Origin of the sequence: Arthrobacter zhaoxinii (assembly GCF_024385505.1) — a bacterium.
In the GTDB taxonomy this organism is placed as follows: domain Bacteria; phylum Actinomycetota; class Actinomycetes; order Actinomycetales; family Micrococcaceae; genus Arthrobacter_B; species Arthrobacter_B zhaoxinii.
In genome coordinates, this window is sequence record NZ_JANFLT010000008.1 from 1 (window position 1) to 22536 (window position 22536).

Genomic DNA, 22536 nt, shown 5'->3' on the forward strand with positions numbered 1-22536 from the left:
ACCTGACCCTGGCCAGCCGCTATTTCGAGCGCTTTGCGGACCACGGCGTCTCCGAGCCGGCGCCCCCGCAGCAGCACCCTTCAGTCTTGAAAGATCCCAAGGAGAGCGCCATGAATGACCCGATCACCCTGAACGGCATTTCCCTCACCGCACCCGCAGTGCGGCGGCAGGAGGAAATCCTCACCCCGCAGGCGTTGGATTTCGTCAAGGCGCTGCACCGGGCCACGGCCTCCCGCCGGCAGGAACTCCTTCAGCAGCGGCAGGCCCGCCGCCAGCAGATTTCCAACGGCGCCGACCCCTCGTTCCTGGCCGAAACCCGCAGCATCCGCGAGGACGATACCTGGCGGGTGGCCCCCACGGCGCCGGGGCTGGAGGACCGCCGCGTGGAAATCACCGGCCCGGTGGACCGGAAGATGACCATCAATGCACTGAATTCCGGCGCCAAGGTCTGGCTGGCGGACATGGAGGACTCCTCCACGCCGTCGTGGTCCAACGTGGTCAACGGCCAGCTGAACCTACGCGACGCCCTGGACCGCCGCATCGACTTCACCTCCCCGGAGGGCAAGGAGTACCGGGTGCGGGGTACGTCCCTCACCGACCTGCCCACCATCGTGGTCCGCCCCCGCGGCTGGCACCTGCCGGAAAAGCACATGCTGGTGGACAACACCCCGATCGCCGGCGGCCTCGTGGACTTCGGCCTGTACTTCTTCCACAACGCCCAGCGCCTCATTTCGCAGGGCCGCGGACCGTACTTCTACCTGCCCAAGATTGAAAACCACCTCGAGGCACGGCTCTGGAATGACATCTTTGTCCTCGCCCAGGATCTGCTCGGCATCCCGCAGGGAACCATCCGTGCCACGGTCCTGATCGAGACCATCACCGCAGCCTTCGAGATGGAGGAAATCCTTTACGAACTGCGGGACCACGCCGCCGGGCTGAACGCCGGACGCTGGGACTACATCTTCTCGGTCATCAAGAATTTCCGCACCCGCGGCCCCCGGTTCGTGCTGCCGGACCGCAACATGGTCACCATGACCGCCCCGTTCATGCGTTCCTACACCGAGCAGCTGGTCCGCGCCTGCCACCGCCGCGGCGCCCACGCCATCGGCGGCATGGCTGCCTTCATCCCTAACCGCAAAGACGCCGCAGCCAACGACGTCGCCATGGAGAAGGTGCGCGCCGACAAGACCCGCGAGGCCGGCGACGGTTTCGACGGATCGTGGGTGGCGCACCCGGACCTGGTGCCGGTGGCCATGGAGGTGTTCGACGGCGTGCTCGGCGACCGCCCCAACCAGCTGGAGAAGACCCGCGAAGACGTGGTGCCCAACGACAAGGCACTGCTCAACATCGCTGCCACTCCCGGCGTCATCACCGAGGCCGGCATCCGCAGCAACATCGAGGTGGGCATCCGCTACATCGAATCCTGGCTGCGCGGCAACGGTGCGGCCGCCATCAACAACCTGATGGAAGACGCTGCCACGGCGGAAATCTCCCGCTCGCAGATCTGGCAGTGGATCCACTGCTCGGCCGTGACCGACAAAGGCGAGATTGTCACGCACCAGTGGGTCCAGGAGCTGCTCGACGAGGAGTTCGCGGGCCTGCAGCGCTTCGACGGCGACCGCTTCGACGACGCCCGTGAGCTCTTTGAGGAAGTCGCCTGCGGGGAGCATTTCCCCACCTTCCTCACCGTGCCTGCCTACGCCCGGTTCCTGCATGAATCGCAGGAGCTGGCCGCGGCATAGCCCCTGAGGGGTGAGGCGGATACCGCTTCAGTATCCGCCCCGGCAAGGGCCGGGAGTCATTACCGTATCCCCCGCGGGAATGGCTCCCGGCCCTTTCTGCGTTGCACCGGATATGAAGATTGATATCTGGTCCGACATTGCCTGCCCGTGGTGCTACATCGGCAAGCGCCGCTTCGAGACCGCACTGGCCCGCTTTCCGCACCGGGACGAAGTGGAGGTCCGCTGGCACAGCTTCCAGCTGGACCCGTCCCTGCCCGAACACTTTGACGGCACCGAGGTCGAATACCTCAGCGAGCGCAAGGGCATCGACCCCGCGCAGCTCGCCGGCATGCTGGACCAGGTCACCGCCCAGGCCGCCGGCGAGGGACTGTCCTACGACTACGATTCCCTCGTCGTGGCCAACAGCTTCTCCGCCCACCGGCTGATCCACCTCGCCGGCGCGGAAGCCGGACTGGAGGGTGCCGACGCCGCCAAGGAAGCGCTGCTTTCGGCCCACTTCGAAAAGGGCATGGACATCGGCGCAGCTGAAGACCTGGTGCAGATCGGCACCGGTATCGGCCTCTCTGCTGACCGGGTGAAGGCAATGCTGGCCACGGATGAATACGCCGACGCCGTTCGCGCGGACATCGCGCAGGCCCGGTCCCTCGGAATCAGCGGCGTTCCGTTCTTTGTGCTCGATGACAAGTACGGCATTTCCGGCGCGCAGCCGGCCGACTTGTTCTCCTCGGCCCTGGAACAGGCCTGGCAGGAATCCCACCCGCTGGTGAACCTGACACCGGCGTCAGTAGACGGGCCGGCCTGCGGCCCGGACGGCTGCTAGGGAGCCAGGGCAGCCCCTTCCCGCTCGACGCCGGCCGGATACAGCCGGACGACGGCACCCTTACTCGTCCGGCGTCGCGGACCCCGGGCAGCTCAGCGCACCCGGGCCGGCGGCAACCGCCTGCTCCGGCGGGGTGAGGCCCTCATAAGCGGAACCGATGACCACGTCCACGGAGGCATCCGTCCGCTCATCCAGGACGTAGTCGGTGCCGGGAAGATGCTGCTGCACCGTGTAGGCGGCGGCGAGGCCGGAACTCCCCGACACCACCAGCGCCGTCATGCCGGCACGGTTCACACTGCTGTTGCCCACGTTCTCCACCCGGAAACCGCGCTCACTCAGGGCGCTTCCCGCGATTCCGCCCAGGCCCGGCGACGCGGTCGCGTTGTAGACGTTGAGCGTGACGGTACCGGGGTCCAGATACGGAAAAGGCCCGGCCGGACATTCGTCCACCGGACCTGCCGGGGTATCGGGTGCTGCGCTCGGCAGCCGTACCCACCCCGAAATCAATCCCTGTGCCAGGACCGCCGCCAGCAGCACGAGGACCGCGAGGAACCCGACCACCGAGTTGTGCAGCCGCCTGCGCCGCTTCGCACGCCGTACCAGCTCCGGCTCGTCGGTGGGTGCGAACACCTCTCCCAGCTCGCCGCCGGTGATGATCCGGTGCCCGTGCCATTCCCGCGGATCGTTCTTCGCGGAGTTGCCGCGGTGACGCCCCTCGGGGGGTTCCTTAGTCATCGAGGACCAGCACGCGTGCGTGCAGGATGGTCCGCTGGTGCAATGCCGTCCTTACGGCCCGGTGCAGTCCGTCTTCGAGGTACATAGTGCCCTTCCATTGGACAACGTGCGGAAACAGGTCTCCGAAAAAGGTGGAGTCCTCGGCCAGCAGTGCGCCGAGGTCCAGTGTGGCCTTCGTGGTCACCAGGTCATCCAGGCGAACCTGCCGGGGAGGTACCGCTGCCCAGTCCTTCGGGGTCACGTATCCATGGTCAGGGTAGGGGCGTATGTCGCCAACAGCTTTGAAGATCACTAATACAGAGTAGAGAACATCCGCAACCAAAGAAACAGAGCTGCTCGGGCGCGCCGCGCTCAAAACCTCCGAATATCCCCTTATTTCCGTGTCCGTGACCTCAAAATGCGGTCCGGCCTCAGGACACGGGATACTGGGGAGGTGAACACCTCTGCTGCCCGAATCGGTCTCCTGCTCGACGTCGACGGCCCCGTGGCCAGCCCCGTCTCCCGGAGCGTCCGTCCCTCCATCATCCGGAACCTGGTGACCCTGGCGAACGCTGGCTGGCCGGTCATCTTCAACACGGGCCGGTCCGATGCCTTTATCCGCGAGCAGGTCATGCAGCCGATGATGGCTGCCGGGCTGCCGGAGGGGGTTCGGCTGCACGCGGTCTGCGAAAAGGGCGCCGTCTGGTTCTCCTTCGACGGAGCCGGTCCGCAGCAGTCCCAGGTGGATCCTGAGCTGAAGGTACCCGGTGACTACGCCGAAGCCATCCGCGACCTGGTGGCCGCCAAGTACTCCGGAACCATGTTCTTCGACGAAACGAAGCTGGCCATGGTGTCCGTGGAGCAGCACGTGGAGGTGGACAACGCCGACTACCTCACCGACCAGCGCCGCTTCGACGCCGACGCCCTGGAGCAGATGTCCCTGGCGGGGATGGGCGGCCGGCGGCTGGAGCACGCGATCCCGGACGCCTCCGGTGCGGTGGCCTTCCGGATTGATCCGACCATCATCTCCACGGACATTGAAGCCATGGGCGTGGGCAAGGACCTGGGTGCCCGCCGTGCACTGTCCCTGCTGGAAGCCGACGGAACACCGGTTCCGCAGATCTGGCGGACGGTCGGCGATTCCCGGACCGATTACGCCATGGCGGATGAACTGCACGCGCTGGGGTACAACGTCGCGCACGTTGATGTACGGCCGGCCGACGGCGTCCCGGTGAGGCCCTATCCGGTGCTGACCGCCGGATCGCTGATCCACGACGACGCCGGCGCGGCCTTCTTTGAACGCTGGGTGGCCATGGCGGCCGGGGAAGCGGCGGACGACGCCGTCGTCGTCTAGGCCGCTCCCGGCAGGTGGCCCAGATGCACCACCCGGAGCTTGTGGGGAAATAAAGGCAATGCCCGGCCGTAGTTGGCGGTATTGTCGGCATCCTCAGCAACCCCAGGAGAATCCATGAAAGTCCTCATTACCGGCGCTCACGGAAAAGTAGGCCGCGCCGTCACTCAAGCCATGCTGGACGCCGGGCACGAGGTCATGACCACCGACCTCTCGCAGCCCGGTTTCGAACGCAAGCTGCCGGGAGCCCCTCAGTACATGAAGGCCGATCTCACCGACGCGGGCCAGGCCTTCGCCGTCGTCCGCGGTGCGGAGGCCGTGGTGCACGTGGCCGCGATTCCGGAACCCACCGGCCACCCCGCCCATGTCGTTTTCCAGAACAACCTCATGGGCACGTTCAACATCCTGGAAGCCGCTGTCCGCTTCGGAGTGAAGCGCTTCGTCTACATTTCCAGTGAAACCGTGCCCGGGTTCTTCTTCCCCGAACGTGATTTCCTCCCGGACTACGCGCCGGTGGACGAAGAGCATCCGGTGCACCCCCAGGACCCGTATGCGCTCTCGAAGCACTTCGGCGAACAGCTGATGGACGCCGCGGTTGCCCGCTCCGACATCCAGTGCATCTCCATCCGGCCCAGCTGGGTGCAGTTCGAGGGTAATTACGAACTGAACCTTGGGCCCCAGGTCCGGGACAGTTCGGTACTGAGCCCCGGCTTGTGGAGCTATGTGGATGTGTACGATCTGGCCGACGCCATTGTGCTCGCCACCGAATCGGACCTGCCCGGCCACGAGCTTTTCTACATCGCCTCGCCCGACAACGTCGGCGGCCACGACTTTGCGCAGATCCTGTCGGAGAACTACGGCGACCAGATTCAGCTGCGCGGCCTCGACCGCCCGGATGCCTCCGGGATTTCCAGCGCCAAAGCCCGCAAACTGCTCGGCTGGCAGCCGAAGCGGTCCTGGCGGGATTATCTGGACGCCGAAGGCAACGCGCTCCGGAACTAAGCGGCCCGGCCTGGACGACGCCGTCGTCGTCCAGGCCGTTCCGCCCGACCCCACCTACTCCAGGCGCAGGACCGCTTCGATTGATTCCTGCATTTCCGGCGCCCCGGGTGCAACCTTGGACGCGAAGCGGCCGACAACCTCGCCGCTGTCGGTGATCAGGAATTTCTCGAAGTTCCAGCCGATGTCATCGCCCAGTTCCCCGTCATGGAACCGGGTCAGGAGGGCGTAGAGCGGGTGCCGGTGTGGTCCGTTGACGTCGGTCTTGGCGGTCAGCGGGAAGGTGACGCCGAAGTTCCGCGAGCAGAACTCGGCAATGTCCTCGTTCGTGCCCGGCTCCTGTCCGGCGAAGGAGTTGCTGGGCACGCCGAGGATGCTGAAGTTCCGTTCCTCGTACGTTTCGTAGAGCGCCTGCAGCCCCTCGTACTGGGAAGTGAATCCGCAGCGCGAGGCCACGTTGACCACCAGCACGGCCTTGCCGCGGAACAGCTCTCCAAAGGTGGTCTCGGTGCCGTCCAGCATGGTGAGGGGAATGTCGTACAAGTTGTCGTTCACGGCGTCGTTCTCCACGGGTGTCCCTTTCGATAGACCTGTTTTCTATTGCATCCCATCCCGGGCGGAACACCCAATTGCCGGCAGTCCGGTCGGCTGGGATGAAACGCCGGGACGTGATTCATAGCACTTCGTAACATTTGGTTTCGACTTGACAGGCCCGGTGATAACTTGCCGCTATGAACGCTATTCCAGAGTCAATCCCCGTCCTCGACCTGAGCACGGCACGCAGTGCCGACGGCTCCTTCAATCCCGAGTTCATCGACCAACTGCGTGATGCCACGCACCGGATCGGCTTCTTCCAGCTGGTCGGCTACGGTGCCGCCCAGGCACGGGTGGACGAACTGTTCGACATCACCAAGCGGTTCTTCGGCCTGCCGCTCGAGGAACGACTGGCTCTGGATAACCGCAATTCCCCGCACTTCCGCGGCTACACCCGGCTCGGCACCGAAATCACCAAGGGCCGTCCGGACGCCCGGGAGCAGGTCGACTTCGGTCCCGAGCGCACCCCCGTGGCGGACTACCCCGCGGACCAGCCGTACTGGCTGGTTCAGGGGCCCAACCAGTTCCCGGACCAGGTACTCCCCGAACTTCGGGCCACCGCCATGGACTGGGCCGAGGCCATGAGCTGGGTGGGAGCGGAACTGCTCAGTGCCATCGCAGTGTCCCTGGAAATGCCCGAGGACCACTTCACCGAGCCCTTCGAGGACACCCCGGCCTGGATGGCCAAGCTCATCCACTACGTGGGCGGCGTGGTGAAGGAAGCCGGCACCCAGGGTGTCGGCGCGCATGCCGACTACGGTTTCATCACCCTGCTCCTGCAGGATTCGGTGGGCGGCCTGGAAGTAAAGCCGCATGAGTCGGACGTCTGGCTTCCGGTGGAACCGATTCCCGGCGCGCTGGTGGTGAACCTGGGCGAAATGCTTGAGGTAGCCACGCAGGGCTACCTCTCCGCCACCATCCACCGCGTGCTGGCTCCGGCGCCGGGCGTGGACCGGTACGCCATCCCGTTCTTCTGGTCCCCGCGGCTGGACTCCGTGATTGACCCCGTGCAGCTTCCCGCCGAGCTGGCTGCACAGTCCCGCGGCATCTCCGATGATCCGGACAACCCCATGCTGGCCTCCTACGGCGCCAATGTCCTGAAGGGCTGGCTGCGGGCGCATCCGCAGGTGGCTCAGCTGCACCACCCGGAGCTTGTGGGGAAGTAAGCCGGCTCAGCCCGACGGCATTCTCGACGGCTGCGGAAGCGGGAACCCTGCGGTTCCCGCTTCCGCTTTCAGTTCGGCAAGAGCGTTATTCGACGGTGCCGGCTTTCACCTTGCCCGAATGCTCCTCCTCCGGGCCCTCCACGATGTCCGGGGTCTGCACGTTGTCCGTGTACCAATCGGTGAGGGCGGGGTCGTCGCTCTCAAAGTCGGCACCGGCGCCTTCAGCCTCCGGCACGTGCGCGGTGCCGAAGACGAAGTCGTCGCCGTGCTCGTCGATGCCGCGGCGCACGCCGCCGTTGATGGCCTCCAGCGCGTACCGGCGCCGGATCATCAGTGGGTCGTTGCGCAGGTCCTTGGCCCAGGACACCATCACGCCGACGAGGATGATGGTGAACGGCAGGGCACAGGTCACCATGATGGCCTGGAGTCCCGAGAGGGCGTTGTGACCCCCCGCCAGCAGCAGGAACAAGGCGATCAGCCCGAGTGCAGCCGACCAGATGATGGTCACCGATTTCGAGGGCACGGGCCGGCCCGACTGGGACATCGAGCCCATGACGTTGGCGGCCGAGTCCGCGGCGGTGACGAAGAAGACCATAATCGCGAGCATGCACACGATGGGCGTCAGGGAGCTGAGCGGCAGGTTGGCCAGCAGATCGAACATGACGTTCTCGCCGTTGTCCTTCACGGTCAGGTCCACCCCGTTCTGGTTCATCCAGATGGCGGTGCCGCCGAAGACCGTGTACCAGGCGATGGAGATTGCCGAGGGAACGAAGACGACGACGGTGACGAACTGGCGCAGGGTGCGGCCCTTGGAGATCTTGGCGATGAACATTCCCACAAACGGCGACCAGGAGATCCACCAGGCCCAGTACAGGGTGGTCCAGCCGGTCAGGAAGTCCTCCTGCTCGGCACCCTGGCCGGCGAAGACGGTCAGCATGTCCGGCATGTTGCCGACAAACGCGATGAGCGAGGCCGGCAGCAGATCGAGCAGGAAGAACGTCGGCCCGGTCAGAAGGACAAAGAGCGTCAGCAGAATGACCAGGGTCATGTTGAGGTTGGAGAGCAGTCGGATGCCCTTCTTGATGCCGGCGACGGCGGAGATGGTGAAGACAACCGTCAGGAGGCTGATGGCGACGACGACGAAGCCGTTGCCCAGCTCCTGGCCCGTGATGATCGAGACTCCGGTACGGATCTGGAGCGCGCCGATGCCCAGCGAGGTCGCGGTGCCGAACAGTGTCACCAGCACGGCGGAAACGTCAATGATCTTTCCCAGCACCCGGTTGTTGCCGTCGGGGAAGACCGGTTCGAACAGCGACGAAATCAGCGGCAGCCGGCCGCGCCGGAACGAGGCGTAGGCCAGGGCGCCGCCCACCAGGGCGTAGATGATCCAGGCGAGACTGGCCTGGTGCAGGAAGGTGGTCGACATGGCCGGCAGGATGGCGGCGGAGCTACCGGCCTCGGCATCGGTCGAGGGCGGCGGGGAAAGGAAATGGCTGAGCGGTTCCATCGGCCCGTAGAAGATCAGCGCGATGCCCAGACCAGCTGCGAACAGCATGGAGACCCAGGACGTGGTGGAGTACTCCGGCGTGCTGTCGTCGGCCCCCAGCCGGATCTTGCCGGTCGGCCCGAAGCCAACCACCAGCATGAAGATCGCGGCGGCAACCATGGTGGCGTTAAACAGCCAGCCGAAATGCACAACCACCCAGCCCTGTATGCCGGTGCCCACGGAACTGAGGTTGCTGGGCGCAAAAATCGCCCACGCCAGAACGGCCAGAGAGATGGCCATGGCAAAAATGAACACACCGCGCCGGGTCGGATAGTTGACCCCGGTGTCCTCAACGCTGATGCCCGGGACCAGCCCGGGATGGAGGCTGAGCGCTGGGGCGGAAGCAGCAGTACGCAGCGCTTTTTTGACACGCTCGACAGGGCGGTCGGCAGCCCTGCGCACCGGAGACCCGGACACGCTGGACCCGTCGGTACTGCCTGAGACGTGCTCTGGAGGTGAAGACTCGGAATTCATAACGCTAAACTTTAGTGCACAAAGCGCCAATTACTGTAAATCATGGATTGCAGCGGTGCCCTCTCGATCAATCGCAGAAGCGGCCGCATAGCACTGATACCGCGGCAGGACCAATCGAGCGAAAGCGCTCGAACCATGCTCCATTCATAGCCCTGCGCCGCGAAAGTATTGCACTTTACTCACCGATGAAATCGGTAGGAATAGCGAAAAGTCCTGATACTAATATCCCTTTATGATTTCTTTTCATAATTTTCGGAAACAATTCCGGCCAGCCGGATATCGCCATCGCGCACCTACCGTTGACTCGCTCCGGCCCCGTCCCTAGGCTGTCGGGCAAGCCGGAGCGGCACCGCTGTTTCCAGTCCATGGCGCTCCCGCGGTGATCGAAAGGCTTTCGACATGCCGCTCTACGCCTATCGCTGCGCTGCCAGCGGTTCAGCCGGGTTCACCTGCGCCGATTTCGAGGTGCAGCTCGCCATGGGCTCCGCCCCCGCTTCCCTCCCCTGCCCCGTCTGCGGGGCGCCCTCCGGTCGTCGCTTCACCGCACCCAACCTCTCGCGCGCCTCCTCCAGTGCGTACCGGCTGATCGAGTCCACCCGGCGCTCGGCGGCGGAACCCGACGTCGTCCGCTCCCCCGGCCCGCTGTCCGGCACCCGTCCGGCCGGCAACATCACCACCAATCCGCTCCACCGAAAGCTGCCCCGCCCCGACTAGTTCCCCGGTTGTTCCTACTCCAAAGGAGAAGCCATGCCCAAGACCGTCTTTCCCCTTGATTCGTCCCGGAAGTTCGAGGACCAGGAAAAGCTGGGGCACAACCGGTGGCATCCCGAAATACCGCCCGTTGCAGTGCTGCGCCCAGGTGAGTCCTTCCGCGTGGACTGCCGCGAATGGTTCGACGGCGCAATCGTCAACGACGATTCCGCCGAGGACATCCTCAACGCTCCGCTGCTGACCGTGCACAAGCTCAGCGGTCCGTTTGCCGTAGAAGGGGCGCGTCCCGGCGACCTGCTCGTGGTGGACATCCTCAACGTCGGCCCCATTCCGCAGGAGGACTCCGGACCGCTGGCGGGACAGGGCTGGGGCTATACCGGGATCTTCGCCCGGGAGAACGGCGGCGGCTTCCTTACCGAACAGTTCCCCGACGCCTACAAGGCCGTCTGGGACTTCACGGGCCAGACTGCCACGTCCCGGCACATCCCCGGCGTCTCCTTTACCGGCCTGATCCATCCCGGACTGATGGGAACCGCGCCGTCGTCGGCCCTGCTGGCGAAGTGGAACCGGCGGGAAGGCGACCTGATCGCCACCGACCCGCACCGGGTGCCGCCGCTGGCGCTGCCCCCGGAGGCCGAACACGCCGTACTTGGGGGCCTGCCCCGGAACCAGTGGGAGCGGGTGGGTGCGGAGGCCGCCCGCACCGCACCGCCCCGGGAGAACGGCGGAAACCAGGACATCAAGAACCTCTCCAAGGGCAGCCGGGTTTTCTATCCCGTGTTTGTGGACGGCGCGAACCTCTCGGTGGGTGACCTGCATTTCTCCCAGGGCGACGGCGAAATCACCTTCTGCGGCGCCATTGAAATGGGCGGGTTCATCGACCTGAGGGTGGACCTCATCAAGGGCGGCATGGAGACCTACGGCGTCTCCGAAAACGCAGTCTTTATGCCCGGCAACGTTGATCCGCAGTTCAGCGAGTGGATCGCCTTTTCGGGCACGTCGGTGACGCTCGACGGCGAGCAACGCTACCTCGACTCGCACCTGTCCTACCAGCGGGCCTGCCTGCACGCGATCGACTACCTGACGAAGTTCGGCTACAGCCCCGAACAGGCCTACCTGCTGCTGGGTGCCGCGCCCATCGAGGGGCGCCTGTCCGGAGTGGTGGACATCCCCAATTCGTGTTCCACCGTGTACATTCCGACGTCCATTTTCGACTTCGATGTCCGCCCATCGGCTGCCGGACCCTTCCAGATCGACCCGGGTATCGGGGCGCCCCGGGCAAGCCGCACCTGAGCCGCAGCGGCCGGGCGGGATGCGGGCCGGCCGCGCCCCGCGTTTACGGTGTACACAACGGCGCTAAAATACCCCTGTGAATACCAAAACTTTCCCGCACCTCATGGCCCCGGGCCGCATGGGCCCCATGGAAACGCACAACCGAATCGTCCTGCCGGCCATGGACATGAACGTCTCCGAGCACGGCGAGATTGAACAGCCCGAAATCGATCACTACGTGGCCCGTGCCGCGGGAGGCGCCGGGCTGATCATCACCGGTGCCTGCGCCATCGCGTTCCCGCACGGCGCGGCGTCCATGAAGGAACCGGGATTGTCGGATGACAAGTACATTCCCGGCCTCAAGGCGCTGGCCGACGCCGTCCACGCCGCGGGCAGCAAGCTCTGCATCCAGTCCACGCACCACGGCAAGGTAGCCCGGGTGGACGTGGCCAATGATCGGCCCGTGCTCGCACCCAACCAGCCGGACTACACCTACGACATGTCCGCACTGGCGGACAGCACCCGCGAAGAGCTCGGCAGGATGGGCGCCGCGACCGCCGGCAAGCAGACCGCCTATCACGAGATGACGGCCGAGGACATTTCCTGGCTGGTCTCCACCTGGGCCGATGCGGCTGAACGCGTGGCCATGGCCGACGCCGACGCCATCGAAATCCACGTAGCGCACGGGTACATCCTCGGGGTTTTCCTCAACCAGCGGGACAACCTGCGCACGGATGAATACGGCGGCTCCCTGGAAAACCGGGCACGGCTCGCCTGCGAGGTCATCAGCGCTGTGAAGAAGCGGGTGGGTGACCGCCTGGCCGTCCTGGTCCGCGTTGCCGGCGAGGAATACGGACAGGAGGGCGGCCTGACCCTCGACGAGGCGATCGAGGCATCGAAGCTGTTCGAAAAGTCCGGTGCCGACGCCATCCATGTCACCGGCTGGGGCCGCAACCCGTTCGACAACTTCACCGACGGGCCGCTGCCCAACAAGGTCGGCGCCTACCTTGAGAACGCCGCCGAGATCAAGAAGCACGTCAGCGTCCCGGTGATCGCTGTCGGCCGGATGCTGCCGGAGGTTTCCGAGAAGGCCCTGGCCGCGGGCCAGATCGACTTCGCCGCCATGGGACGCCAGCTGCTGGCCGACCCGGAGCTGCCGAACAAACTCCGGGACGGCAAGTTCGACCAGGTCCGCCCCTGCATCAACTGCTACCTCTGCGTCGCGGAAAACTTCTTCGACGACACTCCCTTCTGCGCGGTCAACCCGGCGCTGGGCAACGAGACGCTGCTGCCGCTGAAGCCCGCCTCCGCCACCAAGCACGTAGTGGTTGTCGGCGCCGGCCCGGCAGGTCTGGAAAGCGCCCGGGTCCTGACCGAACGCGGCCACCGGGTCACCGTGGTGGACAAGTCGGACCGTCTCGGCGGCACCATGTGGTTCTCCACCATGACCACTCCGGACAACGAACGCCTGCTGAAGTGGTTCAAGGCCGAAATTAAGCGCCTGAACATCGCGGTAAAGCTGAACACGAAGGCCACCGTGGAGTCCATCCGCGCCCTGCATCCGGACCACGTGATCGTGGCCACCGGCGCGGTCCGGCCCAAGCCGGACTTCCCGGGCGGCGACCTGCCGATTGTGCAGACCGGCGACACGCTGCGGGCCATGATGCTCGGCACGGCGACCGCCGAGGAGGCCGGCGCGGTGCTGAGCACCCTGGGCAAGCTCGGCCGCCTCTCCGGCGTGACCAAGAGCCCGGAGTTCGTCCGCCAGTTCACCAAGGTCTGGCTGCCGATGGGTAAGGACGTTGTGGTGATCGGCGGTTCACTCGTGGGCCTGGAGCTGTCCGAGTTCCTCGCCGAGCGCGGACGCCGGGTCACGCTGCTGCATGAAAAGCAGCAGCTCGGCCTGCCGCTGGCCATGCCGCGCCGCTGGACTGCGGTGAAGGAATCCGAAAAGCACGGCGTGAAGATCCACCGCAATGCCTCGATCACCCGCATCACCGAGAAGAGCGTCGAGTGGACCGTGGGCGGGGAAAGCTTCTCCGCCCCCGCAGACATGGTGGTCTACGCGGACGGCACGACGTCGGCCTCACCGCTGGCGGACGAGCTGCGGGCCGCGGACATCACCTGCGACGTCGTCGGCGACGCCGGTGAGGTCAACTACATCCACGGCGCCATCCACTCATCCTGGAAGGTGAGCACCGACCTCTAGATAGGCAGCGCTTCGCCCTTCGCGGGTGCGAGAAGCCGGCAGGCCGCAGCAATGGCGGCCTGCCGGCGTCGTCCGCGGGCAGCAGCGGAATCCTCGGTCCTGCCGGTGTAGAGCAGGTCCGGGGACTGCGCCCAGGCTGTGGCCAGCGAGAAAAGCAGGGTCATCAGGTCATCCGGATCCCAGGCTGCATCGATGATCCCCTGCGCCTGGGCGGCGGCAATATCGGCCGGTGCCGGCCCCGGGCGGCCGCAGGGCGCGGGCGTTTCCGGCGCACCCTCGAGCCGGGCCCAGTCCAGCATGCGCAGATGCGCGGGGTGCTCCACCGCATGGTCGTACAGGGCGCCCACAAACCCGGGAAGGTCCAGCGCGTCCCGGGGAAGCTGGTCCGTGGTCTCCTGGAGATTTGCGGCCAGCACTGCAGCGAACAGCGCACTCTTCCCGCCGAAGTACGCGTAAAGCCGTTCCTTGCTGGCCCGTGCCTCTTCGGCAATGCGGTCCACCCGGGCTCCGGCCAGTCCGTAACGGGCAAATTCTTCTCGTGCTGCGGCCAGGATCCTGGCCCGCGTGGCTTCGCCGTCGGTTCTCATACCTGTAGTCTAGCTAAGCCAACCAACCAGTTCGTTTGATGAGGATTTCCCCTTTATGGACCGCACCACCCCCTCCGGCCTGCCCCGGCCTGCAGCCGTCGACCACTCGGCACATCCGCACCGCTGGCTGCTGCTGGCCGTCCTGGCGCTGGCCCAGCTGATGGTGGTCCTGGACGGCACCATCGTCAACATCGCACTGCCGGACGCGCAGCGCGAACTGGGTATGTCCGACGGCGACCGCACCTGGGTGGTCACCATCTATGCACTGGCCTTCGGCTCGCTCCTGCTGCTCGGCGGCCGGATCGCCGACTACTGGGGCCGCAAGCGCACCTTCATGGTTGGCATGGCCGGGTTTGCCGTGGCCTCCGCCATCGGCGGTTTTGCGACAAGCACGGAAATGCTCCTGGCGGCCCGCGGCCTGCAGGGTGCCTTCGCCGCGCTGCTCGCACCGGCGTCGCTCGCCATCCTGACCATCACCTTCCCCTCCGGCAAGGACCGCATCAAGGCCTTCGCCGTGTACGGTGCCATCGGCGGCGGCGGCGCTGCCATCGGCCTGCTGCTTGGCGGCGTCCTCACGCAGTACGCCAGCTGGAACTGGTGCCTGCTGGTCAACGTTCCCATCGCGATCGTCGCCATGGCCGCCGGCCTGCCGCTGATCCGCGAGAGCAAGGCCCACGGCAACACCCGCTACGACCTGCCCGGAGCCATCCTGGTGGTCGCCGGCCTTGCCTCGCTCGTGTACGGCTTCTCCGAGGCCGAAAACGGCTGGGCACGCTTCGAAACCATTGCCTTCCTCGCCGCCGGCGTACTGATCCTCGCGCTGTTCGTGTTTGTGGAAAGCCGCGTCTCCAACCCGCTGCTGCCCCTGCGCGTGCTGACCAACAAGGTCCGCGGCGGCGCGTTCCTGACCTCCACGCTGACCGGCGCCGCACTGCTGGGCGGCATCCTGTTCCTGATCTTCTACTTCCAGATTGTCCTGGGCTACTCGCCGCTGAAGTCCGGCCTCGCATCGCTGCCCATGACCATCGCCATCACCGTCGGTGCAGGCGTCCTGTCCAAGTTCCTGCCCCGCACCGGCGTCCGCCTGCCCATGACCGTGGGCCCGGTGGTCGGCGCTGCCGGCCTGATCTGGCTGTCCTTCATCACGGTGGAGGGCAACTACGCCCTGCAGGTCCTGCCCGGGCTGGCGCTGCTGGGCTTCGGCCTCGCCATGATCTTCGTACCGCTGCAGAACGTGGCTCTGGCCGGCATTGACGAGCACGACGCCGGCGTGGCCAGCGCCGCCGTCTCGGCCACCCAGCAGATCGGCGGCTCCATCGGCACCGCCCTGTTCACGGCCGTTTACACGGCGGGCATCACGTCCTACCTGAGCAGCAACGGCGGACAGCCCGCTGCGGAACTCGAGGCGCTCGTGAACGGCTACTCCACCGCGTTCATCTGGGCCGGCGTCGCACTGTTCCTGGCCGCCCCGATCGGCTACTTCATGATCCGCCCCTCCAAGGAGGACCTGCTGAAGGTCCCCGAGGTAGCCCCCGTCGGCTAAAAGCGGTTTCCGGCCCAATGCCGAACGAAAGGAACCGGCGCCCCGAAACGGGGCCGGTTCCTTTTTTCTGCCCCGGCCCGCCTGTACGCCGGCGACATCGCCGGGAACGAAACTCCGGAATTATTCGGCGACCTAAGCAGTTACCTCCCCCATGACTACAATCGCGATCATTGGTGCAGGACGCGGCCTCGGTGCCGCCGTCGCTCGACGATTCGGCGCGGAGGGATTCTCCGTTGCGCTGATCTCCCGAAGCCAGGCCAAGGTGGACGCCCTCGCCGAAGACCTCGGCAAGGCCGGCATCCCGGCCCGGGGTTTCGCTGCCGACGTCCGCAACCCGGAATCGATTGCCGCGGCCCTCGAGGCTGCGGCCGAAAGCCTCGGCCCCGTCGAGGTGCTGCAGTACAGCCCCCTTCCGCAGAAGGACTTCATGCGGCCCGTGCTCGAGACGACGGCGGCTGACCTCAGGGGTCCTGTTGAGTTCTCCATCTACGGGCCGGTCGCCGCAGTCCACCAGGTGCTGCCCGGCATGCGGTTCCTTGACGGGAACCGAGGCACCATCCTCTTCGTCAACGGCGGATCGGCCGTGAAGCCCGGACGCGGCGTCACCGGAACCTCGGTGGCGTTCGCCGGCCAGGCCGCCTACGCGCAGCTCCTCAACGAGGTCCTCGCCGAGGAAGGCATCCACGTGTCTCAGCTGATCATCGGCGGCCGCATCATCGAGGGTGATCCGGAAAAGGATCCCGACGTTCTTGCCGGCGTCCTCTGGGACCTCCACACCCGCCGGGACACCTTCCGCCACCAGATCAGCACGGACTGATCCGCGTGAGTGAACCATCGCAACAGCCCTCCGTTCCGGCCAGCCTGCGCCTGATCCAGGACGAGCTCGCCGCGGCGGCGGACGGCCTGCAGGAAGACCAGCTCGCCGGCCTGGTGAAGGAGATCCAGCAGGCCCGGCGCGTCTTCGTCACCGGCGGCGGGCGCAGCGGGCTCGCGCTGCGCATGCATGCCATGCGCCTTATGCACCTCGGGCTCACCGTGCACGTCGTGGGCGAAACAACGACGCCGGCCATTGGCTCCGGTGACCTGCTGATCGTCGCATCGGGCTCCGGAACCACGTCCGGTGCCGTCGCTGCTGCGGAGGCTGCTGTCTCCGCGGACGCCCGTGTGGCCGTTTTGACCACCGACGGCGAATCGACGCTGGCCGGGATGGCCCACTCTGTGGTGCTCATCCCCGCGGCGCAAAAGACCGACCACCGCGGCACCGCATCGCGCCAGTATTCCGGCAGCCTCTTTGAGCAGGCACTTCTTCTGGTGCTCGACGCCGTCTTCCACACCCTCTGGAAGGCCGACGGCACCTCGGCCGAGGACCTCTGGCCCCGACACGCGAACCTCGAATAGCGCGTGCCCTGAAACTTCATTCCCCGCTAGCAAAGGAAACACCATGAAACTGCAACTCGCCATGGACGTACTGACCGTCGAAGACGCCCTCGAGCTGGCCGGCAAGGCCGCGGAATACGTCGACATCATTGAACTCGGCACCCCGCTGGTCAAGAACGCCGGACTCTCCGCCGTCACCGCCATCAAGGAAGCCCACCCGGACAAGATCGTCTTCGCCGACCTCAAGACCATGGATGCCGGCGAGCTCGAAGCCGATATTGCCTTCAAGGCCGGCGCTGACCTCGTGACGGTCCTCGGCGTCGCCGACGATTCCACCATCTCCGGAGCCATCAAGGCCGGTAAGGCCCACGGCAAGGGCGTTGTAGTGGACCTCATCGGCGTGGATGACAAGGCAACCCGCGCCAAGGAAGTCACCGACCTCGGTGCCGAGTTTGTCGAGTTCCACGCCGGACTCGACGAGCAGGCCCAGGACGGCTATGACCTCAACACCCTGCTGACTGCGGGCAAGGAAGCAGGCGTCGCCTTCTCCGTCGCCGGCGGCGTAAAGCTGGCCACCCTCGCTGACGTGCAGGCGTCCGGTGCGGACGTTGCCGTCGTCGGCGGCGGCATCTACAGCGCCGATGACCCCGCTCTGGCTGCCAAGGAACTGCGCGCCGCGATCAGCTAACAACCCTGCCGGTTAACTCCAGCAGCACCACGAAAAGAGGCCCGGGCAACCGGGCCTCTTTTCGTGGTTCATAGGCCCCGCCGGGCCGCCCGAGGCGTGCGTAAGGAGTAGGCCTGCGAAGTCGTCGGGTCAGAAAGACGGCTGCGGTTGCGCGTGGCCGAGGCTCCAGTCCAGGGCATAATCGGCCACCTCTTCCCACCCCGGTTCGGCACAGGTCCAATGTGCCCGGCCGTCAAACTCGTGATACTCCGTGAGGGCGGGTGATTTGCCCCAGTGCCGGGCGTTGGATTTATTCACCGCCGGGGGCATGATGTGGTCTTCACTGCCTCCGATAAACAGCAGCGGTGCCCTGTCCGTGGAGTAGTCCACCCAGGTCTCCTGATGCCCCGGCTGGAAATTCGCGAGCAGTCCGTACGCCCACACCCAGTTCCCGGGGGCGGCAATGGCGTACCGTTCGTAGGCGGCGTCGGAGTCCTCCCGGTTGAGGGTATTCGTGAAGGCATAGTGCCATTCATCCGGGGTGAACCCGACCGCTTTATGGAAGTTGGCAGGGTTCTTCAGGGCGGGAAAGAGTGAGCGGGCCTGGGACAGCGGGGTAACCCTCACCCCTTCGGTTGGTGCCGAATTGATGGCAGCACCGGCAGCCCCCAGACCGCGGGCGAGAAGCATCTGGGTCAGGAGCCCTCCGAAGGAGTGGCCCATGATGATGGGCGGACGGGGCAAGGCCTCGATGACGCCCGCAAGGTGATCGAGGGTTTCCGGCACGGTAAGCGCGGCGATCACGTCCGGGTTTTCGCGCAGTGCCTCAACCTCTATTTCGAAGCCCGGATAAGCGGGCGTCAGGACGGTAAAGCCCTTCGCCTCATAATGGGCTTTCCATCCTTCCCAGCTGCGGGGCGTCACCCAGAGCCCGTGGACCAGCACGATCGTATCCGGGGTGTTGGAACCGTTCATGGTGTTCCCTTCGGTGCTCCGTGGGATCAAGAGGAAATGAACGTTAGCGGGAGAGTACCCAGCCCTGCGGGGAGGAACAATCCTGGAAGTCAGTTTTCGTTGCGGAACCTGCCACTTCCGCGCAGCCCGGCGCCGTGGGACACCCTGTAGCCGTGGGACACACCCTGTAGTGGTCACGACATCTGGACACCGGTCGGTTTAGAACGGCGGCGCCGGTTCTTGCCGGGACTCGTGCTGCACTGAATTCTTGGGCCTTGAATCCGCCGGCTTAAAATTCTGCTGCCGGGGATCCGTACTCCGATTTACTGCCGGACCTGGCAGGTCCAGTTCCAAAAAGGGCTCGGTCCGATAGACCCGGCCGGTCGGTGAAGTCCACTCGATTACTCCGGGGGTGGATTGGCACGCGTTCCAGAAACCCAGAGTCTTGAACCGGTGATGCCGACGGCAGAGGTGTTCCAGGTTTCCATGATCGGTCGGGCCGCCGCGGGCCCAGTCGGTCGTATGGTCGATGTCCGAACTCGCGGTGCTGACCCGGCAGCCGGGGAACCTACAGGTTCCGTCCCGTGCCCGGAGCCAGCGCCTTAGCCCCGCCGGGACCTTTCGCCGCCGACCTACGCCCAGGATCTCCCCTGTCTTCGGGTCCTGAGCCAGCCCGGTCCATCCGGCTGCGTTCCAGGCCAGCCGCCGGGCTTCTTCGGCACTTATGGGCCCGTAGCCGTGCAGTTCTGCCGGCAGGTCATCGGCGCCGAAGAGGGTTTCGGCGCTGATCAGCACCATGATTTCGGCCCGCGGGACGATCCCCTCAATCGGTCCGGATCCCACGTCTGCTCTGGCCTCCGGATCGGGGCTGCCTTCCCGGCCGCAGTCGTTCTCCGGTCCGCCGTCGAAACTGACGCCTCCCTCGTTCTGCCTGGTTCTGTCAGTGTCGTCGCCGGTATGCACGGTCCTGCTGTTGTTTCCGGCCTCGGCTCGGGTTCCGGGGGCCGCGAAAAGTCCCCGACTGCTACCCATCAGCAACTGCGCCAGGATGTCCGCACGCAGCTGATCCGTGGACCGGGAATCCCCTCCCGCCTGTTCACCCCGCGCCGCAGTGCTGAGAGCGGTATAGATCTGCTGCGCTTCCGCGGCCCGCAGGTAAGCGGACAGACAGGACATGCCGTCCTCTTCCCGGTCCAGAGTGACCCTGCGTTGCTCGAAAGCGCTCAAATGCCTTTTGCTGACGGTCTCCGGAAACTTCTTTTCACGCAGCCGCCGGGCCTTGGCCGAGAACTGCGCCCGCGTTTGACCCTCCGCGGCCTTCAACAGATCGGCCTCAATTCCGGGGAGCTTCTCCGCGGAAACATTCCGGCACTGCTCCAGCACCACCTGAGCATGCTGATACGAAAACCGTCCCTCTTCCAGACCGGCCAGGGTCGCGGTCTGGGTGCCGCAGAGCTGGCCGGCCTCACTCAGCAGCCGCTCACCGGTCACCTGCGGAACGTTCAGAATGGCGGCGCATTCGGACGCTGCCAGGCTAAAGGCGATCCCGGGTTTATCCCGCTCCGACGGGTCGAAGAAGTTATGCCGGAAGATTTGCTCCATCCGGTTCAATAGGCGGGCCCGCTGCGCTTCTCCCCAGGAAATCAGATGCGCGACCCGGACCAAGGCATCACCGGCCATATCCTCGTCGAACGATTCAAGGTTCTGCAGCGCAAGGGTCCCGGTGAAACCGTCCGGGTAATCGGCGGCACGGCTTCCGGCCGGAGTGGCATCATCGGCGGCGGCAGGCGTTGCGGGTGCGGCCTCGGCGTCGTTCTCGGGGGCGGCAGCGGCAGCGGTGGCACTTTCGTCAGCCGTCCCGGCAGGTTGGGCGGCCAGTTCCGCCCGGAACACAGCCAGAGTGACTGAAGAACAGCGCGGCTCGGCACCACTTGCCCGCCCTTCCGGCTGCTGGTTTTCACCGCTCTGCTCTTCGGCTGTCGGTTCAGTATTTCCGAGCTGATCCATACCTCAGGATTTCATCCGGCACTGACATTCCAGGCCTCAAAACAGGCCGAAAACGGACCTCGGGAAAACCTCAGATACCCGTCTTTTCGGCCTGACTACTTGCCTTCAATGCAGGGATTTTTGCGCGCACCCGGGAGGTCCGCTCGAGCCAACAACGAGCGCCTTCGAAGTCAGCCCCGCACCGACTCTGAACCGGCTCCGCCTCGGCCATGTGGTCGGTACCCAAGACAAAATCGTCACGTCCGGGACTTCTGATTTACGTCAAGTGCGGGCACGGGGGCTTTGCCTTCGCTCCAGACTTTCCGTCAACCCCTCTTGACTCACCCGGACCGTCAACCTAGATTGACGGTCATGGAAGACCAATCCCCCCTGGCCGCCGCGGCGGCGAGTCCCGATCCGGCCACCGGGCTGCGCGCCGTCGTCGCCCTCGGCCGGCTGCGCGACCAGCTCGAGGCAGTGCAGGTCGCCAACGCCCGGGCGCAGGGCTGGTCCTGGCAGGCGATCGCGGACCAGCTCGGCATCAGCAAGCAGGCAGTGCACCAGAAATACAACCGGAAAGCGAAGTAGAGCCATGTTTGAACGGTTTACACAGCAAGCCCGTCAAAGCGTCATCTCCGCACAGGAAGAAGCCCACACCCTGGAGGCGACGCAGATCCTTCCGGTGCATCTACTCCTCAGCACCGTGTCCACCGCTGAAGCCACCACTCCCCTGCTGGCATCCGTGCTGGCCGAGTCCGGACTGACCTCGGCGCAGCTGCGCGCGGACCTTCGCGCCATGGGCGCGGACTCCGGGTACGACGACGCCGCCGCCTTGGAATCCGTCGGTATCGACCTGGACGAAGTGCGACGCGCCATCGACGCACAATTCGGCGAAGGTGCCCTGGACGCGGCGGCCGGTTCCGCCCCGCGGCGCCGTCGCCTGTTCGACTCCCTCAAAGGCGGGCACCGGCCCTTCAGCAGCGGTGCGAAAGCCGTGCTGACCAACAGCCTGCGCGAATCAACGGCCCGGAAGGACGGTTACATCGGGACCGAACATCTCCTGCTCGGGATCCTGCGCGGCGCCGACCCTGCCGCTCTGTCTCTGGTCAGCCAGCATGTCGGGCCGGACGAACTGCGGGCACGCATTCTCCGCACGATGGACGCCGCGGCCTAAGTCTTAGGCTCGGCCCAGCACCGCCACGAGGAAGTCCGACTCGGGCGTAAACGGCCGCAGGTCCCATGTGGAGAACCGCTGCTGCACCTCAAGCCCGGCCGCGGCGGCGTCGTCAAAGAAGGACTCGAAGGCGTACCCGCGGTTTCCGCCGAACCCGATAACCACGCGGCCGTCGGCTGCCAGGTGCTCGCGCGTCCGGGTCAGGACGTCGACGGCGGTGCCCGGTGCCAGGAAGGTCATCACGTTGCCGGCGCAGACAATCAGGTCGAACGGTTCGGGAACGCCTGCAGCGGGCAGGTCCAGCTCGGCCAGGTCCCCCACGAACCACTGCAGGTCCGGGAAGTCCCGCCGGGCGGCGTCGATCAGTTCGGGATCGACGTCGACGCCGACGACGGCGTGGCTGCGGCGCGCGAGTTCCCCGCCCACCCGGCCGGGACCGCAGCCGGCGTCGAGAATCCGGGCTCCGCGCGGCAGCATCGCGTCGATCAGCCGGGCTTCGCCGTCGAGGTCCTGGCCCTGCTCCCGCATCGCTTCAAACCGCGAGATGTACCAGGCGGAATGTCCGGGATTCTGCCGCTTTTTCGCTTCCCAGAGGGTTTCGTTTCGCATGTTTCCAGCCTACGTCGCGAAACCGGCGGCCGGTCAGCCGC

At 65.8% G+C, this 22536-nt stretch carries 22 protein-coding genes; 14 read left to right on the top strand and 8 right to left on the bottom strand.

The features are described 5' to 3' along the window. Positions 1 to 110: 110 nt before the first annotated feature. Positions 111 to 1742 carry a malate synthase A gene (aceB, locus tag NNX37_RS15800; RefSeq protein ID WP_255793808.1) on the top strand — a complete coding sequence of 544 codons (1632 nt, stop codon included), beginning with the start codon at positions 111 to 113 and terminating at the stop codon, positions 1740 to 1742. 112 nt (positions 1743 to 1854) lie between these two features. Further along, on the top strand, positions 1855 to 2562 hold the full coding sequence (locus NNX37_RS15805; RefSeq protein ID WP_255793712.1) for a DsbA family oxidoreductase: 708 nt from the start codon (positions 1855 to 1857) through the stop codon (positions 2560 to 2562). Positions 2563 to 2622: 60 nt separating this feature from the next. Here NNX37_RS15805 and NNX37_RS15810 read toward each other — a convergent pair whose 3' ends face one another. Both NNX37_RS15810 and NNX37_RS15815 read right to left on the bottom strand, forming a co-directional pair. Next, positions 2623 to 3297: a LytR C-terminal domain-containing protein gene (locus NNX37_RS15810; protein ID WP_255793713.1), complete on the bottom strand. Its 675-nt coding sequence runs from the start codon at positions 3295 to 3297 to the stop codon at positions 2623 to 2625. After that, a complete protein-coding gene (locus tag NNX37_RS15815; RefSeq protein WP_255793714.1) occupies positions 3290 to 3589 on the bottom strand; it encodes a type II toxin-antitoxin system VapB family antitoxin in 300 nt (99 codons plus the stop codon). The genes NNX37_RS15810 and NNX37_RS15815 overlap by 8 nt, the downstream gene beginning before the upstream one ends. A 105-nt stretch (positions 3590 to 3694) precedes the next feature. Here NNX37_RS15815 and NNX37_RS15820 point away from each other — a divergent pair, with 105 nt between their 5' ends. Both NNX37_RS15820 and NNX37_RS15825 read left to right on the top strand, forming a co-directional pair. Beyond that, the gene (locus NNX37_RS15820; protein WP_255793715.1) at positions 3695 to 4630 is read left to right on the top strand and encodes a Cof-type HAD-IIB family hydrolase; all 936 of its coding nucleotides are present in this window, start codon (positions 3695 to 3697) and stop codon (positions 4628 to 4630) included. 114 nt (positions 4631 to 4744) lie between these two features. Beyond that, entirely contained in the window at positions 4745 to 5629 is an 885-nt protein-coding gene (locus NNX37_RS15825) for an NAD-dependent epimerase/dehydratase family protein (protein WP_255793716.1), read from the top strand. Between the two features lie 54 nt (positions 5630 to 5683). Here NNX37_RS15825 and NNX37_RS15830 read toward each other — a convergent pair whose 3' ends face one another. Next, entirely contained in the window at positions 5684 to 6196 is a 513-nt protein-coding gene (locus tag NNX37_RS15830; protein WP_308206338.1) for a glutathione peroxidase, read from the bottom strand. Positions 6197 to 6357: 161 nt separating this feature from the next. On the opposite strand from NNX37_RS15830, the gene NNX37_RS15835 reads away from it, so the two are divergent. Further along, on the top strand, positions 6358 to 7386 hold the full coding sequence (locus NNX37_RS15835; protein WP_255793717.1) for an isopenicillin N synthase family dioxygenase: 1029 nt from the start codon (positions 6358 to 6360) through the stop codon (positions 7384 to 7386). Positions 7387 to 7471: 85 nt separating this feature from the next. Here NNX37_RS15835 and NNX37_RS15840 read toward each other — a convergent pair whose 3' ends face one another. After that, positions 7472 to 9406: a BCCT family transporter gene (locus tag NNX37_RS15840; RefSeq protein WP_255793718.1), complete on the bottom strand. Its 1935-nt coding sequence runs from the start codon at positions 9404 to 9406 to the stop codon at positions 7472 to 7474. Positions 9407 to 9805: 399 nt separating this feature from the next. Here NNX37_RS15840 and NNX37_RS15845 point away from each other — a divergent pair, with 399 nt between their 5' ends. The 3 genes from NNX37_RS15845 (at position 9806) to NNX37_RS15855 (ending at position 13598) form a co-directional block, all read left to right on the top strand. After that, positions 9806 to 10120, top strand: a complete 315-nt coding sequence (locus tag NNX37_RS15845) for an FmdB family zinc ribbon protein (RefSeq protein WP_255793719.1) — start codon at positions 9806 to 9808, stop codon at positions 10118 to 10120. 33 nt (positions 10121 to 10153) lie between these two features. Continuing rightward, a complete protein-coding gene (fmdA, locus tag NNX37_RS15850) occupies positions 10154 to 11410 on the top strand; it encodes a formamidase (RefSeq protein WP_255793720.1) in 1257 nt (418 codons plus the stop codon). A 76-nt stretch (positions 11411 to 11486) separates the two neighbouring features. Further along, complete coding sequence (locus NNX37_RS15855; RefSeq protein ID WP_255793721.1) at positions 11487 to 13598, top strand: FAD-dependent oxidoreductase; 2112 nt, start codon at positions 11487 to 11489, stop codon at positions 13596 to 13598. On the opposite strand, the gene NNX37_RS15860 is transcribed toward NNX37_RS15855, so the two are convergent. Continuing rightward, entirely contained in the window at positions 13595 to 14185 is a 591-nt protein-coding gene (locus NNX37_RS15860) for a TetR/AcrR family transcriptional regulator (protein WP_255793722.1), read from the bottom strand. The genes NNX37_RS15855 and NNX37_RS15860 overlap by 4 nt on opposite strands. 55 nt (positions 14186 to 14240) lie before the next feature. On the opposite strand from NNX37_RS15860, the gene NNX37_RS15865 reads away from it, so the two are divergent. From NNX37_RS15865 to hxlA, 4 genes are all read left to right on the top strand, one after another. Next, the gene (locus NNX37_RS15865) at positions 14241 to 15728 is read left to right on the top strand and encodes an MFS transporter (RefSeq protein WP_255793723.1); all 1488 of its coding nucleotides are present in this window, start codon (positions 14241 to 14243) and stop codon (positions 15726 to 15728) included. A 151-nt stretch (positions 15729 to 15879) separates the two neighbouring features. Next, positions 15880 to 16545, top strand: coding sequence for an SDR family NAD(P)-dependent oxidoreductase (locus NNX37_RS15870; protein WP_255793724.1), 666 nt, complete (start codon positions 15880 to 15882; stop codon positions 16543 to 16545). A 5-nt stretch (positions 16546 to 16550) separates the two neighbouring features. After that, positions 16551 to 17126 (top strand): 6-phospho-3-hexuloisomerase, encoded by a 576-nt coding sequence (gene hxlB / locus NNX37_RS15875; protein WP_407079979.1) that lies wholly within the window; start codon positions 16551 to 16553, stop codon positions 17124 to 17126. 43 nt (positions 17127 to 17169) lie between these two features. Further along, entirely contained in the window at positions 17170 to 17793 is a 624-nt protein-coding gene (hxlA, locus tag NNX37_RS15880) for a 3-hexulose-6-phosphate synthase (protein ID WP_255793725.1), read from the top strand. Between the two features lie 129 nt (positions 17794 to 17922). On the opposite strand, the gene NNX37_RS15885 is transcribed toward hxlA, so the two are convergent. Both NNX37_RS15885 and NNX37_RS15890 read right to left on the bottom strand, forming a co-directional pair. Further along, the gene (locus NNX37_RS15885) at positions 17923 to 18747 is read right to left on the bottom strand and encodes an alpha/beta hydrolase (RefSeq protein ID WP_255793726.1); all 825 of its coding nucleotides are present in this window, start codon (positions 18745 to 18747) and stop codon (positions 17923 to 17925) included. Positions 18748 to 18945: 198 nt separating this feature from the next. Next, entirely contained in the window at positions 18946 to 20733 is a 1788-nt protein-coding gene (locus tag NNX37_RS15890; RefSeq protein WP_255793727.1) for an HNH endonuclease, read from the bottom strand. A gap of 351 nt (positions 20734 to 21084) precedes the next feature. On the opposite strand from NNX37_RS15890, the gene NNX37_RS15895 reads away from it, so the two are divergent. Further along, positions 21085 to 21300, top strand: a complete 216-nt coding sequence (locus tag NNX37_RS15895; RefSeq protein WP_255793728.1) for a helix-turn-helix domain-containing protein — start codon at positions 21085 to 21087, stop codon at positions 21298 to 21300. Positions 21301 to 21304: 4 nt separating this feature from the next. Beyond that, on the top strand, positions 21305 to 21886 hold the full coding sequence (locus NNX37_RS15900; RefSeq protein ID WP_255793729.1) for a Clp protease N-terminal domain-containing protein: 582 nt from the start codon (positions 21305 to 21307) through the stop codon (positions 21884 to 21886). 3 nt (positions 21887 to 21889) lie between these two features. Here NNX37_RS15900 and NNX37_RS15905 read toward each other — a convergent pair whose 3' ends face one another. Continuing rightward, positions 21890 to 22495 carry a class I SAM-dependent methyltransferase gene (locus tag NNX37_RS15905; protein ID WP_255793730.1) on the bottom strand — a complete coding sequence of 202 codons (606 nt, stop codon included), beginning with the start codon at positions 22493 to 22495 and terminating at the stop codon, positions 21890 to 21892. Between the last annotated feature and the right edge of the window lie 41 nt (positions 22496 to 22536).

Excerpts from the sequence above, each read along its gene's own strand:
- NNX37_RS15895 (WP_255793728.1), top strand. The coding sequence starts at position 21,085 with ATGGAAGACCAATCCCCCCTGGCCGCCGCGGCGGCGAGTCCCGATCCG.
- NNX37_RS15810 (WP_255793713.1), bottom strand. The coding sequence starts at position 3,297 with ATGACTAAGGAACCCCCCGAGGGGCGTCACCGCGGCAACTCCGCGAAG.
- NNX37_RS15865 (WP_255793723.1), top strand. The coding sequence starts at position 14,241 with ATGGACCGCACCACCCCCTCCGGCCTGCCCCGGCCTGCAGCCGTCGAC.
- NNX37_RS15840 (WP_255793718.1), bottom strand. The coding sequence starts at position 9,406 with ATGAATTCCGAGTCTTCACCTCCAGAGCACGTCTCAGGCAGTACCGAC.
- fmdA (WP_255793720.1), top strand. The coding sequence starts at position 10,154 with ATGCCCAAGACCGTCTTTCCCCTTGATTCGTCCCGGAAGTTCGAGGAC.
- NNX37_RS15805 (WP_255793712.1), top strand. The coding sequence starts at position 1,855 with ATGAAGATTGATATCTGGTCCGACATTGCCTGCCCGTGGTGCTACATC.
- NNX37_RS15835 (WP_255793717.1), top strand. The coding sequence starts at position 6,358 with ATGAACGCTATTCCAGAGTCAATCCCCGTCCTCGACCTGAGCACGGCA.
- NNX37_RS15860 (WP_255793722.1), bottom strand. The coding sequence starts at position 14,185 with ATGAGAACCGACGGCGAAGCCACGCGGGCCAGGATCCTGGCCGCAGCA.
- NNX37_RS15845 (WP_255793719.1), top strand. The coding sequence starts at position 9,806 with ATGCCGCTCTACGCCTATCGCTGCGCTGCCAGCGGTTCAGCCGGGTTC.
- NNX37_RS15885 (WP_255793726.1), bottom strand. The coding sequence starts at position 18,747 with ATGAACGGTTCCAACACCCCGGATACGATCGTGCTGGTCCACGGGCTC.
- aceB (WP_255793808.1), top strand. The coding sequence starts at position 111 with ATGAATGACCCGATCACCCTGAACGGCATTTCCCTCACCGCACCCGCA.
- NNX37_RS15820 (WP_255793715.1), top strand. The coding sequence starts at position 3,695 with ATGCGGTCCGGCCTCAGGACACGGGATACTGGGGAGGTGAACACCTCT.
- NNX37_RS15825 (WP_255793716.1), top strand. The coding sequence starts at position 4,745 with ATGAAAGTCCTCATTACCGGCGCTCACGGAAAAGTAGGCCGCGCCGTC.
- NNX37_RS15905 (WP_255793730.1), bottom strand. The coding sequence starts at position 22,495 with ATGCGAAACGAAACCCTCTGGGAAGCGAAAAAGCGGCAGAATCCCGGA.
- hxlA (WP_255793725.1), top strand. The coding sequence starts at position 17,170 with ATGAAACTGCAACTCGCCATGGACGTACTGACCGTCGAAGACGCCCTC.
- NNX37_RS15900 (WP_255793729.1), top strand. The coding sequence starts at position 21,305 with ATGTTTGAACGGTTTACACAGCAAGCCCGTCAAAGCGTCATCTCCGCA.
- NNX37_RS15870 (WP_255793724.1), top strand. The coding sequence starts at position 15,880 with ATGACTACAATCGCGATCATTGGTGCAGGACGCGGCCTCGGTGCCGCC.
- NNX37_RS15890 (WP_255793727.1), bottom strand. The coding sequence starts at position 20,733 with ATGGATCAGCTCGGAAATACTGAACCGACAGCCGAAGAGCAGAGCGGT.